General features: G+C 62.8%; 8 protein-coding genes. All 8 read right to left on the bottom strand.

Translation table 11 applies throughout. The annotated features are described in order from the left end of the window. Positions 1 to 114: 114 nt before the first annotated feature. Positions 115 to 2991 carry a TIM-barrel domain-containing protein gene (locus IV454_RS19260; protein WP_206087391.1) on the bottom strand — a complete coding sequence of 959 codons (2877 nt, stop codon included), beginning with the start codon at positions 2989 to 2991 and terminating at the stop codon, positions 115 to 117. Between the two features lie 20 nt (positions 2992 to 3011). After that, positions 3012 to 4655: a GH35 family beta-galactosidase gene (locus IV454_RS19255; RefSeq protein WP_206087390.1), complete on the bottom strand. Its 1644-nt coding sequence runs from the start codon at positions 4653 to 4655 to the stop codon at positions 3012 to 3014. Then, entirely contained in the window at positions 4655 to 7672 is a 3018-nt protein-coding gene (locus IV454_RS19250) for a TonB-dependent receptor (protein WP_206087389.1), read from the bottom strand. Before IV454_RS19250 ends, IV454_RS19255 begins: the two co-directional genes overlap by 1 nt. 316 nt (positions 7673 to 7988) lie before the next feature. Next, positions 7989 to 10328: a glycoside hydrolase family 95 protein gene (locus IV454_RS19245; RefSeq protein ID WP_206087388.1), complete on the bottom strand. Its 2340-nt coding sequence runs from the start codon at positions 10326 to 10328 to the stop codon at positions 7989 to 7991. A 3-nt stretch (positions 10329 to 10331) separates the two neighbouring features. After that, a complete protein-coding gene (locus IV454_RS32910) occupies positions 10332 to 11645 on the bottom strand; it encodes a GDSL-type esterase/lipase family protein (RefSeq protein ID WP_229521717.1) in 1314 nt (437 codons plus the stop codon). A gap of 19 nt (positions 11646 to 11664) precedes the next feature. Then, positions 11665 to 12807, bottom strand: a complete 1143-nt coding sequence (locus IV454_RS19235; RefSeq protein ID WP_206087387.1) for a sugar ABC transporter permease — start codon at positions 12805 to 12807, stop codon at positions 11665 to 11667. Positions 12808 to 12833: 26 nt separating this feature from the next. Further along, a complete protein-coding gene (gene xylG / locus IV454_RS19230) occupies positions 12834 to 14369 on the bottom strand; it encodes a D-xylose ABC transporter ATP-binding protein (protein ID WP_206087386.1) in 1536 nt (511 codons plus the stop codon). A 190-nt stretch (positions 14370 to 14559) separates the two neighbouring features. Continuing rightward, complete coding sequence (gene xylF, locus IV454_RS19225; protein WP_206087385.1) at positions 14560 to 15564, bottom strand: D-xylose ABC transporter substrate-binding protein; 1005 nt, start codon at positions 15562 to 15564, stop codon at positions 14560 to 14562. Positions 15565 to 15667: the final 103 nt, after the last annotated feature.

Raw genomic sequence — 15667 nt, 5'->3', positions numbered from 1 at the left:
AAGGCGTAGGCGGACTACGCCTTTGTACGTATGGCGTGTGGGGTTGGAAGGGCGTAGGGACGAAAAAAAACCCGCCGATTGTTGTGGGCGGGCTTTTTTCGCAGGGCGGACGGATCACATCTTGATGGTCAGCGCCTTGCCCTCGTAACTGACTTCCTTGTCGGCCTTGTCAAAGTCGTCCGAACTCGACACGCCAGCCTTGATGAAACGGACCTTGAACTGGCGCCTCGCGACCATGCCCTTGTACTGGCCGGTACGCTCGCCAATGGTCACCGTGCCGCTCGTGTCGTCGTAACTGAGCGGGATACGGGTAAATTCGCCCCGGGTGTAGGCATTGGTGACGCCATCATCTTCGTACAGGCTGAATTTTCCGTCGGCGCCGGTGTAGATATTGAGCGTGAGCGGCGCGTCCGGCTTTTCATCCACGTACTGGGTCACGGGGCCCATCGGCAGGATCGCGCCGGCCTTCACCAGCAGCGGCATGCGCGCGGCCGGTGCCTTCATCGCCACCGTCTTGCCGCCCTGGTGCAGCGCGCCCGTGTAGAAGTCGTACCACGCGGCGCCTTTCGGCATATACACCGTGCGCTCGCGCGCGCCGTACACGCTCACCGGCGCGACCATGATGTCCCGTCCGAACAGATACTGGTCCTTGATATCCTTGACCTGTTCATCCTTCGGAAAATCCATCACCAGCCCGCGCAGCACGGTGCCGGAATGGTAATAAATATCCGAGGCGTTGGCATAAATGTAGGGCATCAGGCGGTAGCGCAGCTTCAGGTACCACACCATCGACTCTTGCATTTCCGAGCCTTCGGGCGCGATGTTGTAAATTTCGCGCTTGACCACTTCACCGTGGGAGCGGAACAGCGGCGTGAAGGCGCCGAACTGGAACCAGCGCAGATTGAGTTCCTGCCACTCCTTCAGGTCTTCCGGCTTGACGACGGTGGTACCGGTGCTGCGGTTTTCCTGGGCCGAGCCGACATCGCCGCCCTGGAAGCGCTCTTCCTGGGCATAGCCGCCGATATCATGGGTCCAGTTGGGAATGCCCGACATCGAAAAATTCACACCGGCCGAAATCTGGTCGTACAAATTGTTCCAGCGCCCCACGGTGTCGCCGCTCCATACCGCCACCGCATTGCGCTGGATACCAGCATAGCCGGAGCGCGACAGGATCAGCTGGCGCGTATCCGGCTGGTCGCGCTTGAGGCCTTCGATCAGCGCCTGCGTGTGCGGCAGGCTGTAGGTGTTGTAGGTGATCTCGCCGGGGCCGTACACGGTCGGCCCGATCAGCTTCTTGAAATCCTCGGGACGGGTATTGGACAGCACATCCGGCTCGCTGTTATCCATCCACCACGAATCGAAGCCAAGGCCACCGAGCTTGGATTTGATCTGGCGATAATAGATATCGCGCGCTTCCTGCGTGTACGGATCGTAGTGGGCGTTCTTGTAGCCGGGGCCAACCCAGTCCAGGTCCCCGTTCTCGACGTTCCTGGTCCACATGTGGCCTTTGGCGGCCAGCTCCTTGTAGTTGTCCGTCCCGGGGTAGAACTTGCCCCAGATCGACAGCATCACGCGTACATGGTTCTTGTGGATGTCATCGACCATGCCTTTCGGGTCGGGAAAGCGGGTCTTGTCGAAATCGTGCGAGCCCCAACCGTCCTGCGGCCAGTAGAACCAGTCCTGCACGATGTTATCCAGCGGCCAGCCGCGCTTGCGGTATTCACGTACCGCGCCGATGATCTGCTCCTGGGTTTCATAGCGCTGGCGCGACTGCCAGAAGCCGTAGGCCCATTTCGGCATCATCGGCGCCTGCCCGGTCAGGTGGCGGTAACCGGCAATGACGCTGTCCATATTATCGGCGTTGATGACGTAGTAATTGATGGCCTGCGCGATCTCGGACGAAAACGTCAGCGAGTGGCGCTCCGCCGGCGGCAGCGGATTGTTGTGGGTCATGGCGATCATGCCGCCGGTCGGCTTCCATTCCAGGTGCAGCTTGACCGGCTTGTTGGCGGCGAACTTCACCTCGAAATTGTGGTACCACGGGTTCCAGCCCTGGCGCCAGACGTCGAGCACCTGCTTGCCATCGATGGTCAGGGTCGCGTAATCGGACGAATACAGCTGCATCTTGTGCACGCCCGCCTTGGCCGAGCTGATGGTCGCATCCCACACCACCTTGACGTCCTTCAGCTCTTTCAAAGGACCGAGTTCTTTCGGCCAGTTTTCGGCCACGTCCTTGAGGTATTTGTAGTCGATGTCGGTTTCGTGGCGGGTCAGCACCAGCTTCTCGCCCACGTAGTAGCGCGCGGTCAGGCCGCCGGCCTTGCCGTTGGCGTCGACCAGTGTCAGGTCGCGCTTCATCGGGCCGTAGGGTGTCGGGTCGCCGAAGCGCGAGATCGCATTGTTATCCCACAGGACGCCGTAGTTTTTGTCGGAGAGGACAAACGGCACTGCCACGTCCATATTGTGCTGCGCCAGCAGGACGTCTTCGCCGTTCATGTTCATCTGGGCGTTCTGGTGCTGGCCAAGGCCGTAGTACGCATCCTTCAGGCCGGGATTGAAACCCTGCTTGATCGCCAAAAACGGCTTGCCGCCGACCCTGACCGGCGTCAGGCTTTCGGACGACTGGGTCAGGAACACGTCGCCCCTGGCGTTATAGAACTTCACCAGCCCGGTCGTCAAGGAGACTTTCGCCGAGATCTTGCCGGCGTTGAGGGTCACCACATCCTTGTCCGCCTCGCTGACCGTGAACTGGCAGGCGCACGGTTTAGCGACCGTCATCATCGATGGTGTCAGTTCCTTGCCCGGCTGGTCGGATTTGACGACGTGGATGATGTTCTCGCTCATCACTTCAAGACGCACTTCCTTCGCGGCGCCCTGGTCGGGCTTGACGACGATGCCGCTGCCGGTTTTTTCGACCGTGCCCGCGAGGGCGTGGCTTGAAGCCATCAACGCCAGGCAGGAAGCGGTTCCCACCAGTGATTTAAGACGCATGCTTTGCTCTCCCATAGTTTTTAGTAGGTACCGATTCTGATTTTCAGAACGACCGGTTTGGCCGGCAGGTTGATGCCGTAATCGACCTGGTCGCCATTCCAGTTGCGCTCCATGATCCATTTACCGGATGGATCGAAACTGCCCTCCTCAACCCGCGCCAGCATGGTCGGCTTGCCGTCGTTGCTGCCCGCTCCGCCCAGACGTAGGCGGACCTGCTGGCCGACCACGATGAATTCGTTGTCCCCGATCTGGGCAATCGCCACGCCGCCGCTTGGCTTCTCGGTGTTCGCAGGTTCGTCCTTGATCTCGGGATTCCATTCCTTTTCGCCGAAGCGCCACTGGCGGAACGACACCGTCGCCGTCCAGTTTTTCATCGCGATGGTTTGTTCGGTGCGCTCGTCGCTTTCGGCCACGCCGTAGGTGCGGCCCTCGAACGCCCACTTGGCCCACTGCCGTTCCATCGGCCGGAACACCGCGAAGATCGATCCGAATGGTTCGACCATCGCCTTGTCGGTCAGCTTGGAGCCGAGCGGGAAATTGCTGTAGTCGGCGTAATCGATGCCGAACGGCGCGAACCCCAGCGCGCCGCGTCCGAGCACCTGGTAGGTGTAGCGCGCGTAGGTGGGGGCATTACCGAGCTCCGGCACCATCAGCGCATTGTCCGGGCGCTGGAAGCGGTCCAGCGTGCCGGTGAATTTGGCCGACTGCGGCATGTAGATATCGGGCGCGGCCAGGTCGATCGCCGGTGCCGCCACTTTGTAGATGTCGATCACATCCCAGGTCGGCCCGCCGCTGGCGAAATTGCCCTTCCACGGCGCCATCGGTTCGAGCGGATCGCGCAGCGCGTTATTGACGTACATCGGCAGGTTGTAGACCGCGCGCCCGGCCTTGGCGATCTCGCCGATATAGCTGGCGATGGCATAGGTGTGAAAATACTGCTCGGCGTAGTCGCCGTACACCTCGGACCAAGTGCCCTTGGCGGCCAGCTTCACGGGCGACTTCTGGCGCTCCAGCACCGCCTGCGGCACCTCCTGCGCAAATGCCGCCTGCGCCTTGGGGCCGTAGTCGCGCACCAGGCCATAGGTGCCTACCTCGTTCTGCACCTGCATCATGATGACCGTGCGATGGGCTTCATCGATCTGTTTGATGTGGGTCATCAGCGCGACGAACGCCTTTTTATCGGCCTTGAGCGTCTCTTCGCCGAACGGCGACATGCAGTAATTGACCTTGCCGTCCTTGTCGAGCATGCGCGGAAAGCGCTGGTTGTCGAACTTGACCCATTCGGGGCTGTATTGCGGGTTTGTGTTCTTCCAGGTGGCGAACCACAGCAGCACCAGGCGCACCTTGTTCTTGCGCGCCTCGGCCACCAAGGTATCGACATAGCTAAAATCGAACTTGCCTTCAACCGGTTCGATCTGCTCCCACGCCACCGGAATTTCGAGCGTATTGGCGTGCATGTCGCGAATCGCCGGCCACACCTTTTTCAGCGCGGCCGGATAGTTGCTTGAATTATGGGCCTGCGCGCCGAGCATGACGAACGGCGCGCCGTCGACCATGAGCGCATGGCGGCCATCCTTCTGCACCAGTTGTGGCAGCGGCGGCGCGGCCGCGGCCGTGACGCTGGCCGCTGCCACGGCCAGTATCGCAATAGCGCGGCGCGTCATCAGAAGCTGTAGCGCATCTGCGCCGTGTAGCGTGGCCCGGTGACGAACCATGCGCGCCCCTTGGTACCGATTCCCTGATCCATCTCCTGCTTGAACTTCGCGTCGTTGATGTTCTGCGCTTCCAGGCCGAACGACAGGTTCTCGGTGAACTTGTAGAAGATCGAGGCATCGAGCTGGCCGTACGCGCCCGCCCAGGTAGGCAAGCCGTAGCTCACGTTATGCTGGCCGGCGGTCGGGCTGGCCGGATTGCCATCGGTGCCGTCGTCCCCACGGGTGCCGTTCACATTCACGCCTTGCAGACTGCGCGAACGCCAGTTGTAGGCCAGGCGCGACGACAGCGGCCCTTTATCGTACATCAGCGCCAGGTTGTACGAACGGCGCGACTGGTTATACAGCGGCAGATTGCCGAAGGTGCGGCCGTTGGTGTCGCAGCCGTTCATGTTCAGGTTCAGGTTGGCCGCGCCGTTGCCCGCGCCACCGGTACAGTACTCCTGGAACACCGACGAATACATGGTCTTCTTGCCATCGACGAAGGTGAAGTTGGCCTGCATGCCAAGACCCGACAGCCATGGCGGCAGATTGTCGAAATACTGCTGGTACGCGACTTCGAAGCCGCGCGCCCTGCCCTTGGCGCCGTTGATCGGCGCGGTGACGGTAAAGTCCTTCATGGCGCCGTTCACGTCCGGCAGCTGGAGGTTGTAGCTCTGGTCGACAATGATGTCCTTGAGCTGCTTGTTGAACACCGCCAAGGTGAGCGAGCCGGCCGGCGCGAAATACCATTCGGCCGTCAGATCGACCTGGCGCGAGGTGACCGGCTTGAGCCCCGGATTACCCGACCCTTCGCCTTTCAGGGTCACCCTGTTGACATGCACGACGTGGGCAGCATCATCGGAGGTGGTGTTCACATCCTGCGACAGCGACGTATAGGCCTGCAGTTGGGAGAAGTCGGGGCGCGACAGGGCCGAACCCACGGCCAGGCGGAATTGCAGCTTGTCGCTCGCCTTCATGCGCAGGTTCAGGCTTGGCAGCACGTTGCTGTACGAGTTGCTGTAGTCGTCAGAGCGCGAGAACATGGGGATGTTCGGAATGGCCGGGCCGGTGGTCTGGTAGCCCGCCGGGATGGTCGGACGGGTGTAGCTGAACACCGTGTAGCCGCTCGCCTTCATGTCGGTCTTCACGTAACGCAGGCCGATATTGCCATCGATCGGCATCGGCAAGTCGTCGAAGCCGAAGCGCACCTGGGTAAAGAGCGCGCCGGTTTTTTCGCTCTGCTCGTTCGACCCCGCCGGTTCGGTACCATAGGACGCCCGTTTCCACGGCGCGCAGTCTGGCTTGGCGCCGCTGGCGGCGGCATGCTCGTTACACAAGATATCGTGGTACGTGTGCAGTCCCGCGTAGCTGTCCGGATAACCCGTGGCCAGCGACGTATTGGGCACCACCAGCGACGGCACCGAGACTTTCCCGCCGAAGAAATTGTCGAAGGTGTGAACCCGCGTATTGCCGGAGAAGCGAGGGTCGCCCAGTGACGCCAGTTGGTCGATATTCCAGCCAAGCTGCCATGGCTGCGAAATGGCCGACCAGTTGTAGTCCGGATTGGTCTTTTCGGTGACCGCATCGCGCTTGGTCAGGCGCACGCCGAAGCGGATATCGCGCATGACCTTGTGATCGAAATCGTACCTGGCGTCGCCCTTCCATGCGGTTCCCGTGGCCCTGCTGCGGTCCGCGTGCTCCTGGGTGAAGGCCCAGTAATAGTTGGCCGGATTGGCCAGGTAGGCCAGGTCGGCGCTGTCGAAAATCAGGTTGGGCCGGCCGCCACCCAGGTCCATCTGCTGCTTGGGCATCTGCACGCCAGTGGCGACCGTCGAATCGAGATTGGCGGTCGTGGCGCGGATGTGTTGCAGGTCCGACTTGAAGGTCCAGCTGCTGGTCGGGCGCCATTCCAGGTTCCACGACACGTCCCTGGTATCGGACTTGCGGTTCGCAATGCGCGTGTCGCCGCCGTAGTTGATGCCTTTATCGGCCGGGTCGGTCAGGGTACCGCTCACGAAAGCGCCCCGCCCGTCGTAGCTTGCGCCGGGACTGACCAGGATGTTGTAGGGATTGGAAGCGGCAAAGATGGCCTGTTCGTCCCAGTCCATTTTGTAGCGCGATTTGAAGAACGTCAGCGAGGTATTGATGTCGCGGTTCGGGCGCCATTGCAGCGCGCCGTACGCGCCTTCGCGCTGGCGTTCGAAATTGAGCGTGCGCCAGGATGCCCCCTTCGGAATCCAGACGGTTTTGCCGGGGACGACATCGGTGCGCGCAAAATACGGATCGACCTGCAAGGCGTCGGTGCGGGTCGCGCTTTCGGAATAGGCCAGGTCGACCAGCACGCCGACTTCGCCGATGCCGGTCTTCCAGCGGTTCGAAAACAGGCCCGATGCCGACGGCGAGCTCTTGCCCTTTTTCAGTTCGGAGTACGTGGTCTGCCCCGACAGCGCCACTTTCATCCCCTTGTAATCGAAGGGCATGGCGGTGCGCAGGTTCACCAGGCCGCTGATGGCGCCTTCGATCTGCTCCGCCGACGGGTTTTTATAGATGTCGACGCCGGCCATCAGTTCCGGCGGCACGTCTTCGAAGTTGAGCGAGCGCCCGCCGTTGGCCGAGAACGAATCGCGCCCGTTCAGTTCCGAGCGCACGTAGTTCAAGCCGCGGATCGACACACCAGAGCCTTCCACCGAAAAGTGCTCCGGATCGGTCTTGCTCATGGTGCGGTCGATGGTCACGCCCACCACCCGCTGCAGCACTTCGGTGACCGAACGGTCGGGCAACTTGCCGATATCGTCGGCGACAATCGAATCGACGATTTCGTCCGAATTCTGTTTGACTTTCTGGGCCGAGTTCAGCGCGGCGCGCTGGCCGCTGACCACCACCACGGCCGCATCGCTGGCAGCGGTTTGGGCCATCGTCACGTTGCTCGACATCAGGGCGATCTGGGCCACGGCCACGGCGATTGCGGTTTTCTTAAAGTTGTTCAACTTGTCTCCTCTGCTTCCGTTCATATGACGGACGCTTTTTTATAGGTGTGCTGGCGGTACTGCGAAATGTCGTTCATCGATAAAAGCAAGCCCTCCTCAACAGCGTCTCGTAAGGATGTTCGGTGCGGCGTCTGGTGCCAAAGGAGGCTCGGGCCGCGCTAATTGATGTATTTATTTTCCCGGCTACGTCAGCCTGCCGCAATTTCGAAAATGACCAATGGATGGAACGATATTAGACAAGCAAGGCGGCCAAGGCGCACCGGTATGCGCAGCTGTCGTCCTTCCGGCAAAAATGCGTCAGCGCCGGCATACCTTCCTACTTTTCCAGGACCGCCAGCGCGCCGCCAAGGCGCACCGAAGCGCCGGGGGTCAATCCGAGCGCCACGACATTGCCGCCGTAGCGCACAGCGCCGCCGCCCTGCCCCGCCACCGAGCGGATGGTGGCGCCGGTGAGCTTGCCGTCGGCCCAGGCGATATCCACCTCGAAGCCGCCGCGCGCGCGCAAGCCTTTTACCGAACCGTCAGGCCACGACGACGGCAGCGCCGGCAGCAGATGCAGTTCGCCCGTGTGCGACTGCAGCAGCATTTCGCAGATGGCCGCGGTGGCGCCCAGGTTGCCGTCGATCTGGAACGGCGGATGGGCGTCGAACATATTGGCGTAGGTGCCGCCCGCGTTATTGGTTTCGGTGCCGGGCCCGGCCTGCTGGGCAGCGCGCGCGCCCGGTTTCGCCAGCTGGCCGCGCAGCATTTTGTAGGCATGATCGCCATCGAGCAGGCGCGCCCAGAAGGCGGTCTTCCACGCCATCGACCAGCCGGTGCCGGCGTCGCCGCGCCCTTCCAGCGACTTGCGCGCGGCCGCCGCCAGCGCCGGGGTGTTGGTGGGCGAGATCTGCCGGCCCGGGAACAGGCCAAACAGGTGCGACACATGACGGTGGGTGTCGCCGGGCGTGTCGAGCACCGGGTCTTTTTTCTCGTCCATCCATTCGAGCAACTGGCCCCAGCTGCCGATGCGCGGGCCGGCCAGCCGGTCGCGCATGGCCGCGATGCGGTCGCGCAAGGCTTTGTCGGTGCCCAGCACGTCCGCCGCTTCCACGGTATTGTTGAACAGGTCCCAGATGATCTGCTGGTCGTAGCTCACGCCATCCTCGACCGGTCCGTGCTCGGGCGACCAGCCGCGCGGCGCGACCAGGCGGCCGTCTGGCAGGCGTTTCAGATGGTCTTCCCAGAACGCGCACACTTCCTTCATCATCGGATACGCCACCGTGCGCAGGAACTCGCGGTCCTGGGTGAACGCGTAGTGTTCCCAGAAATGCTGCGCATACCAGGCGTTGCCGGTCTTGTTCCAGATGTAGGTGGTGGCGCCGAAGGGATTCGACTCGGTGCGCACCGTCCAGCCGCGCACCGGCTTGTTTTGCGCAGTGAGGAAGCTCTCCTCGCCGGCCTTGGGCGCCTGCACGAGCGCGCCGGCGGCGGTATCGGCAATCAGTTGCCGGTACACCGGCGCCACGCCGGTGACGAAACCGAAAAACGGCATCGCCGATTCCGCCAGGTTGGCCGGTTCGGCGGGCCAGTAATTCATCTGGATGTTGATGTTGGTGTGGTAGTCCGCATTCCAGGGCGGCGTGAGGCTGTTGTTCCACAATCCCTGCAGGTTGGCCGGCAGCGCATCGCGCGAGCTTGAAATGAGCAGGTAGCGGCCGAACTGGAAGAACTGCGCTTCCAGGCCCGGGTCCTCGCCGTCGGCGGTGTAGGCCTCGATGCGCTGGTCGGTCGGCAGTGCGCGCCGCGCCGCCGATGCCTGGCCCAGTTCGATGCTCACGCGCTCGTACAGGCGCTTGAAATCCTGCTGGTGCGCGGCCAGCAGCTGCGCCCACGGGCGCGCCGCGGCGGCGCTGACCTGGCTTGAGACGCGCGCCAGGGGATGCTCTCCCTGGAAGCGCCTGGCCGCGTCGTTGACGTAACTGGTGCCGGCGCCCAGCACCAGTACCAGCGCGTCGCAGTTGGTGAAGACGATCCGCTTGCCTTCCACCGACAAGGTGCCGCCTTCGTTGATCACCTGGACCTGGCTGGCGTAATTCATCACGTTCGAGGTGGGCGCCGCCGGCGGCGTGGCGGGCAGCACGAAGCCGGCCAGCGACCCCGTGGCGTATATGCGGTTGCCGGCCACCTTGATGCGCGCCTCGTGCATGTCGGTCAGCTCGATCGAGCCGCTGTATTTGCCCGGCTGGTCGGCGCTCAGGCGCGCCACGATGGCTTGCGCCGGATGGCTGGCGAACATCTCGCGCTTGAATGCCACGCCGGCATGGATATAGGTGACGCTGTGCAGGCTGTTGTCCAGATCGAGCTTGCGCGCGTAGCCGCTGGCGCCGGCGGCGTGGCCCGGCAGGTTGATGTAGACGTCGCCGAAGGGCTGGTAGGAGCCCAGGGTCTTGTCGTCGCCGCTCCACAAGGTGATGTCGTTGAACTGGATGCGCTCGCGCGCCACCTGCCCGAAAATCATCGCGCCGATGCGGCCATTGCCGATCGGGAGCGCCTCGCGTTCCCAGCCCTCGGGTGTGTCGGGCGCGGGCCGGTCGTAGCGCAAGCTGCGGTCGCTGGCACTGGCGCTGTGCATGGCGGTGGCGGACAACAGCGCGCAGCACAGCAGGGTTTTCATCGATCAGTTCTCCATCAGGCGCTGCAAGGTGGGCTCCATCGCCCTGGCCCACGCTTCGTAGCTTTGTTCGTTCAGGTGCAGCAGATCGGGCATGACCTCGCGCGACAGGGTGCCGTCCGCCGCCAGGAAGGTCTGGTTGATGTCCAGGAAATGGATGCGCTTGCCGTCGTCGAAGCCCGCCAGGATCTTGTTCACCTCATCGTTGATGCGCCGCAGTTCGCTGTCCGGCTTGGCGTCGCGCGGGAAGATCGCCAGCAGCAGGATGCTGGCATTGGGCAGGCGCTGGCGCACCTCCTCGATATTGCGCCGCACGCCGGCCGCCGTGGTCACGGGATTTTCGTGCCGGTCGCCGGTATTGTTGGTACCGGCCATCAGCACCACGACCTTGGGGTCAAGGCCATCGAGCGCGCCGTGCTGCAGGCGCCACAAGACGTTCTCGGTATGGTCGCCGCCGAAGCCCAGTCCCAGCGCATTGTGCTTGCCGTAGTAGCGCTGCCAGACCGGCGCCCCGGATTTCTCCCAGCCTTCGGTGATCGAGTCGCCGATGAAGACGATGCCGGTCTTTTCGCCGGCGGCCTTGCGCCGTGCGGCTTCCGCCTTTTTTGCCTCGTGGCGCGGCCCCCAGCCCTTGATCGACCAGGACTGGTTGAGCATCTCCGGCGTGACCGACTGCGTTTTGTAATCCGGGCAGGCCGCATTCGGCGTGCCGGTCTTGAGGAAGCGGACATGGGCGATTTCCACCCTGCCGCTGCCGCTGCCATCGAGCGTGAACGGTTTGGTCACGGCGGAAAAATCGTCACCGTCGTGGGCGAAGCAGCGCATCGACAATACCAGCGGCTGGCGCCCCTTTCCCGCCATGGCGCGCGCCGGCACCAGGAACGGCACCTGGCGCTCGCAGTATTCGCCGCAGCCGACCTTGAACGACACCCCGCCCTGCGCCAGGTCCTCGACGTTCAGGTCGAACGCCAGCACACCGTCGGGCACGTACGCGCGCAAGTCGAGCGGCGCATCGCTTTCCAGGCGCAGGCTGGCATACCAGGCGTGCTGGAAATGCAAGGTCATCGCGTCCGTGCCCACATCGACCCCGACCCGGCTTTCGGCGACCTTGGGAACGGCCGGCTTGGGTACGAGAATGGAAGCGCCATCGACCCGCTGCACCGCCTCGAAATCGGCGACGATCACGTGCGAACCAAAGCGCGGCCCGGCCGCATAGATCGTCAGTTCATCGCTCTGTTTCGCTGGCGTGGCGCAAGCGCCGACGGCCAGCAGCGCCGCCAACACGAGCGACAGACGCAGGGGCGTGGTTTTACGGTTCATATCGTGTCCCTGCGATTGGTTAGCGGCGGGCCGAGCGCGTGACGACGTCGACCCATACCGCGAGCGTGAGGATAGCGCCCTTGACGATCATCTGCCAGTAGCTGTCGACATCGAGCATCGACATGCCGTTATCCAGGCTGGCCATGACCAGCGCGCCGATCAGGGCACCGTACACCGTGCCGGAGCCGCCGCGCATCGAGGTGCCGCCGATGAAGCAGGCCGCGATCACATCGAGTTCGCCCGAGGTACCGGCCGATGGCGAACCGGCCGCCAGGCGCGCGGTGTTGATCAGCCCCGCCAGTGCGCACATCAATCCCATCAGGCCGAAGATCCACAATTTGACCGCCCGTACGTTCACGCCGGACAGGCGGGTCGCTTCCATATTGCTGCCGACGGCGTAGATGCGGCGCCCGAACACGGTCTGCGTGGCCACGTAGCTAAATACCGCCAGCAGGACCAGCAGCAGCAGCACCGGCAGCGGAATGCCTTCGTAGCTGTGCAGGGTGCGCACCACCGAAAACAGCACCACGCCAATGGCCAGCAGGCGCACGCCATCGCGCACCGCGGTCGGCACCGGCAAGCCGTGGTGCGCCAGGCTGGCGCGCTGGCGCCAGGTCAGCACCGCCGCCAGCACGAACAGCAGCACGCCAAGGCCGATGCTCAGGTCGGGCGACAGGTAGCCCTGCCCCAGGTACACCATCTCGGGCGATACCGGCGCCACGGTGGTCCCGTTGGTCACGCCGAGCACGATGCCGCGATAGGCCAGCATGCCGCCCAACCCCACGATGAAGGAGGGGATGCCCGCATACGCCACCAGGTAGCCGTTGAAGAGGCCCAGCACCAGCCCGCACGCCAGCACCAGCGGCACGATCATGGACAGCGGCAGGTGATGGCTTACGTCGAGCACCGCCGCCACGCCGCCCAATAGCCCGAGCAGCGAACCGACCGACAGGTCGATTTCGCCGGCGATGATGACGAACACCATGCCGCAGGCCAGGATACCGGTAATGGCCATCTGGCGCATCAGGTTCGACAGGTTGCGCGCCGAGGTGAAGCCGCCATCGGTTTTCCAGCTGAAGAACAGCCAGATGAGGGCAATCGCAGCCAGCAGGGCCAGGATTTTATACTGCGTGAAGATTTGTTTGAATTTGATCGGGTTCATGTGTTCTATCGCGAAGGGAGCATATTTCAGTGCGCGGCCATGGTGTGGTCGAGGGCGGCGGCGAGCAGGGTTTCCTGAGTCAGGCCCTGGTTGACGAAGTCGCCGCGCAGCTGGCCCTCGCCCATCACCAGCACGCGGTCGGAAATGCCCAGCACCTCGGCCAATTCGGAGGACACCATGATGATCGACATGCCGGCGCCGGCCAGTTCGAACATCAGTTTGTAGATTTCATACTTGGCGCCCACGTCGACGCCGCGGGTGGGCTCGTCGAGGATCAGCACCTGCGGCTTTGTGAGCAGCATTTTCGACAGCACCGCCTTTTGCTGGTTACCACCGGACAGGCTGGTGATCGGCAGGAAGGGGCTGGCAGTTTTCAGGCCCAGGCGGCTGATCTGCTCCTGCACGGTTTTCAGTTCGGCTTCGCGGTCGATGCGGGTCAGGTGCGAAAAGGAATCGAGCACGGAGAGGGTGATGTTCTGGCCCACATCGAGGTCGCGCACAATGCCGTGCTGCTTGCGGTCTTCCGGCACCAGCGCAAAGCCGGCGCGGATGGCCTTGAGCGGCGTGCCGGTATCGACCACGGCGCCATGCAGGCGCACCTCGGCCTGGCATGCCCCCGGATAGGCGCCGAACAGGGCCGACACCAGTTCCGTGCGTCCTGCGCCAACCAGGCCGGCGATGCCGAGGATTTCGCCCTTGCGCAGGGTGAAGGAGACGTTGTCGACCCGTTTGCGTTCCGGCTTGTCGACGTCGTAGCAGGTGACGTTGCGCGCCTCGAAAATCACCTCGCCCAGCGCGCGGTCCTGCTTGGGATAGAGCTGGTTCATTTCGCGCCCGACCATCTGCGCGATGATGCGGTTGACATCGAGTTCGGCCATCGGCGTGGTGGCGATGTGCTTGCCGTCGCGGATCACGGCGATGGTGTCGCAGATGGCCGCCACTTCGTCAAGCTTGTGGGAGATGTAGACGCAGGCGACGCCCTTGGCCTTGAGCTTGCGGATGATCTCCAGCAGGATCTTGATTTCGGCCGCCGTGAGCGAGGCTGACGGTTCGTCCAGGATCAGGAGCTTGGCGTCCTTGTTGAGGGCCTTGGCGATCTCGATCAATTGCTGGTGGCCGCCGCCGTAATTCATCACCGGCAGCACCACGTTCACATCATGCAGGTTCAGCTCGGCCAGCAGTTGCTCGGCGCGCCGGTTCATCGCCGGGTAATTCATGCGCCCGCCGAAGCCGGTGATTTCGTTACCGAGGAAGAGATTCTCGGTCACCGACAGTTCCGGGACCAGCATCAGTTCCTGGTGGATGATGATGATGCCGGCCGCCTCGGTTTCGCGGATCGAGGCGGCGCGCAGGGGCTTGCCCTCGAACAGGATGTCGCCATCCCAGGTGCCGTGCGGGTAGACGGCTGAAAGGACCTTCATCAAGGTCGACTTGCCGGCGCCATTTTCGCCGCACAGGCCGATGCATTCGCCGGGGCGGATCTGCAGGTCGATACCATCGAGCGCGCGGACGCCGTCGAACTGTTTGACGATGCCCTTCATTTCAAGCAAATAGTCGGACATTCTGGTTCTCGTGTTTGAAAACGTTGCACACTAACGGTTGTTTTTGACGCTAACGGTTATGACGACCGCTAATTTACGCTCCGTCGTTCCCGCGCAGGCGGGAACCCATACCACCGTTGATCACAGGGGTTATCGGTCCCCGCCTGCGCGGGGACGACGGCTATGCGGCTAGCGGCCAAGGGCCGCGCGTTTACTTACCCGCGATCTGCGCCTGCGTATAAAAGCCGTCCGTCACCAGCAGATTGATATTTTCCTTCGTCAGCGCCGTCGGCTTGAGCAGGATCGTTTTCACCTTCTTGAAACCGTTGTCATATTCGCCGTTAAAAGCCGGCTTCTCATTGCGCACCAGTTGCACCGCCAGCTTGGCCGCCTCGCCCGCCAGCAGCTTGAGCGGCTTGTACACGGTCATCGCCTGCGACCCCGCAAGCACGCGGCGCACGGCGGCAATATCGGAATCCTGCCCCGACACCGGCACCTTGCCATCGAGTTTTTGCGAGGCCAGCGCCTGGATCGCGCCGCCCGCCGTGGCGTCGTTCGACGCCACAATGCCGTCGATCTTGTTGTTATTCGCCGTCAGCGCATTTTCGATAATGGACAGCGCTTCCGACGGACTCCAGTCCTTGACCCACTGCTTGCCGACGATTTTGATATCGCCCTTGTCCACCAGCGGCTGCAGCACGGCCATCTGGCCTTCGCGCAGCACCTTGGCGTTGTTGTCGGTCGGCGCGCCGCCCAGCAGATAGTAATTGCCTTTCGGACGAACCTTCACCACGCCGGCCGCCTGCATCTCGCCCACCGCCTTGTTATCGAAGGAAATGTAGGCATCCACGTCGGCATTGAGCACCAGCCGGTCGTAGGAAATGACCTTGATATTGGCCTTCTTGGCTTCCTTGATCGCGTTATTGAGCACGGTCGCGTTATACGGCACGATGACCAGCGCATCGACCCCGCGCGAGATCAGATTCTCGATCTGCGCGATCTGCTTTTGCTCGCTGGCGTCGGCCGACTGCACGAACACCTTGGCGCCCAGCTTGTCGGCCGCCGCCACGAAGTAATCGCGGTCGCGCGCCCAGCGCTCAAGGCGCAGGTCGTCGATCGAAAAGCCGATCTTCGGGTTTTTGGCATCGGCGCTGGCATGGCCGCTGGTCAACATCATCATGGCCGATACGACCGCCACGCTCAGAATTTTTTTCATCTCTTTTGTCTCCATTATTGTTGTACGACTTGGATGCTACCCGGCACGGCGCCGTGTTTTTGGCAATAGAATAGCGGAGTTCCGCCATTCATTGCCATATTTA

This window comes from Massilia antarctica (assembly GCF_015689335.1).
Lineage (GTDB): Bacteria > Pseudomonadota > Gammaproteobacteria > Burkholderiales > Burkholderiaceae_D > Telluria_A > Telluria_A antarctica.
Note: the sequence above shows the minus strand (reverse complement) of the source record. Positions and strands in the feature narration are given on the sequence as shown.

Excerpts from the sequence above, each read along its gene's own strand:
- IV454_RS19235 (WP_206087387.1), bottom strand. The coding sequence starts at position 12,807 with ATGAACCCGATCAAATTCAAACAAATCTTCACGCAGTATAAAATCCTG.
- IV454_RS19255 (WP_206087390.1), bottom strand. The coding sequence starts at position 4,655 with ATGACGCGCCGCGCTATTGCGATACTGGCCGTGGCAGCGGCCAGCGTC.
- IV454_RS19245 (WP_206087388.1), bottom strand. The coding sequence starts at position 10,328 with ATGAAAACCCTGCTGTGCTGCGCGCTGTTGTCCGCCACCGCCATGCAC.
- IV454_RS32910 (WP_229521717.1), bottom strand. The coding sequence starts at position 11,645 with ATGAACCGTAAAACCACGCCCCTGCGTCTGTCGCTCGTGTTGGCGGCG.
- xylG (WP_206087386.1), bottom strand. The coding sequence starts at position 14,369 with ATGTCCGACTATTTGCTTGAAATGAAGGGCATCGTCAAACAGTTCGAC.
- IV454_RS19260 (WP_206087391.1), bottom strand. The coding sequence starts at position 2,991 with ATGCGTCTTAAATCACTGGTGGGAACCGCTTCCTGCCTGGCGTTGATG.
- xylF (WP_206087385.1), bottom strand. The coding sequence starts at position 15,564 with ATGAAAAAAATTCTGAGCGTGGCGGTCGTATCGGCCATGATGATGTTG.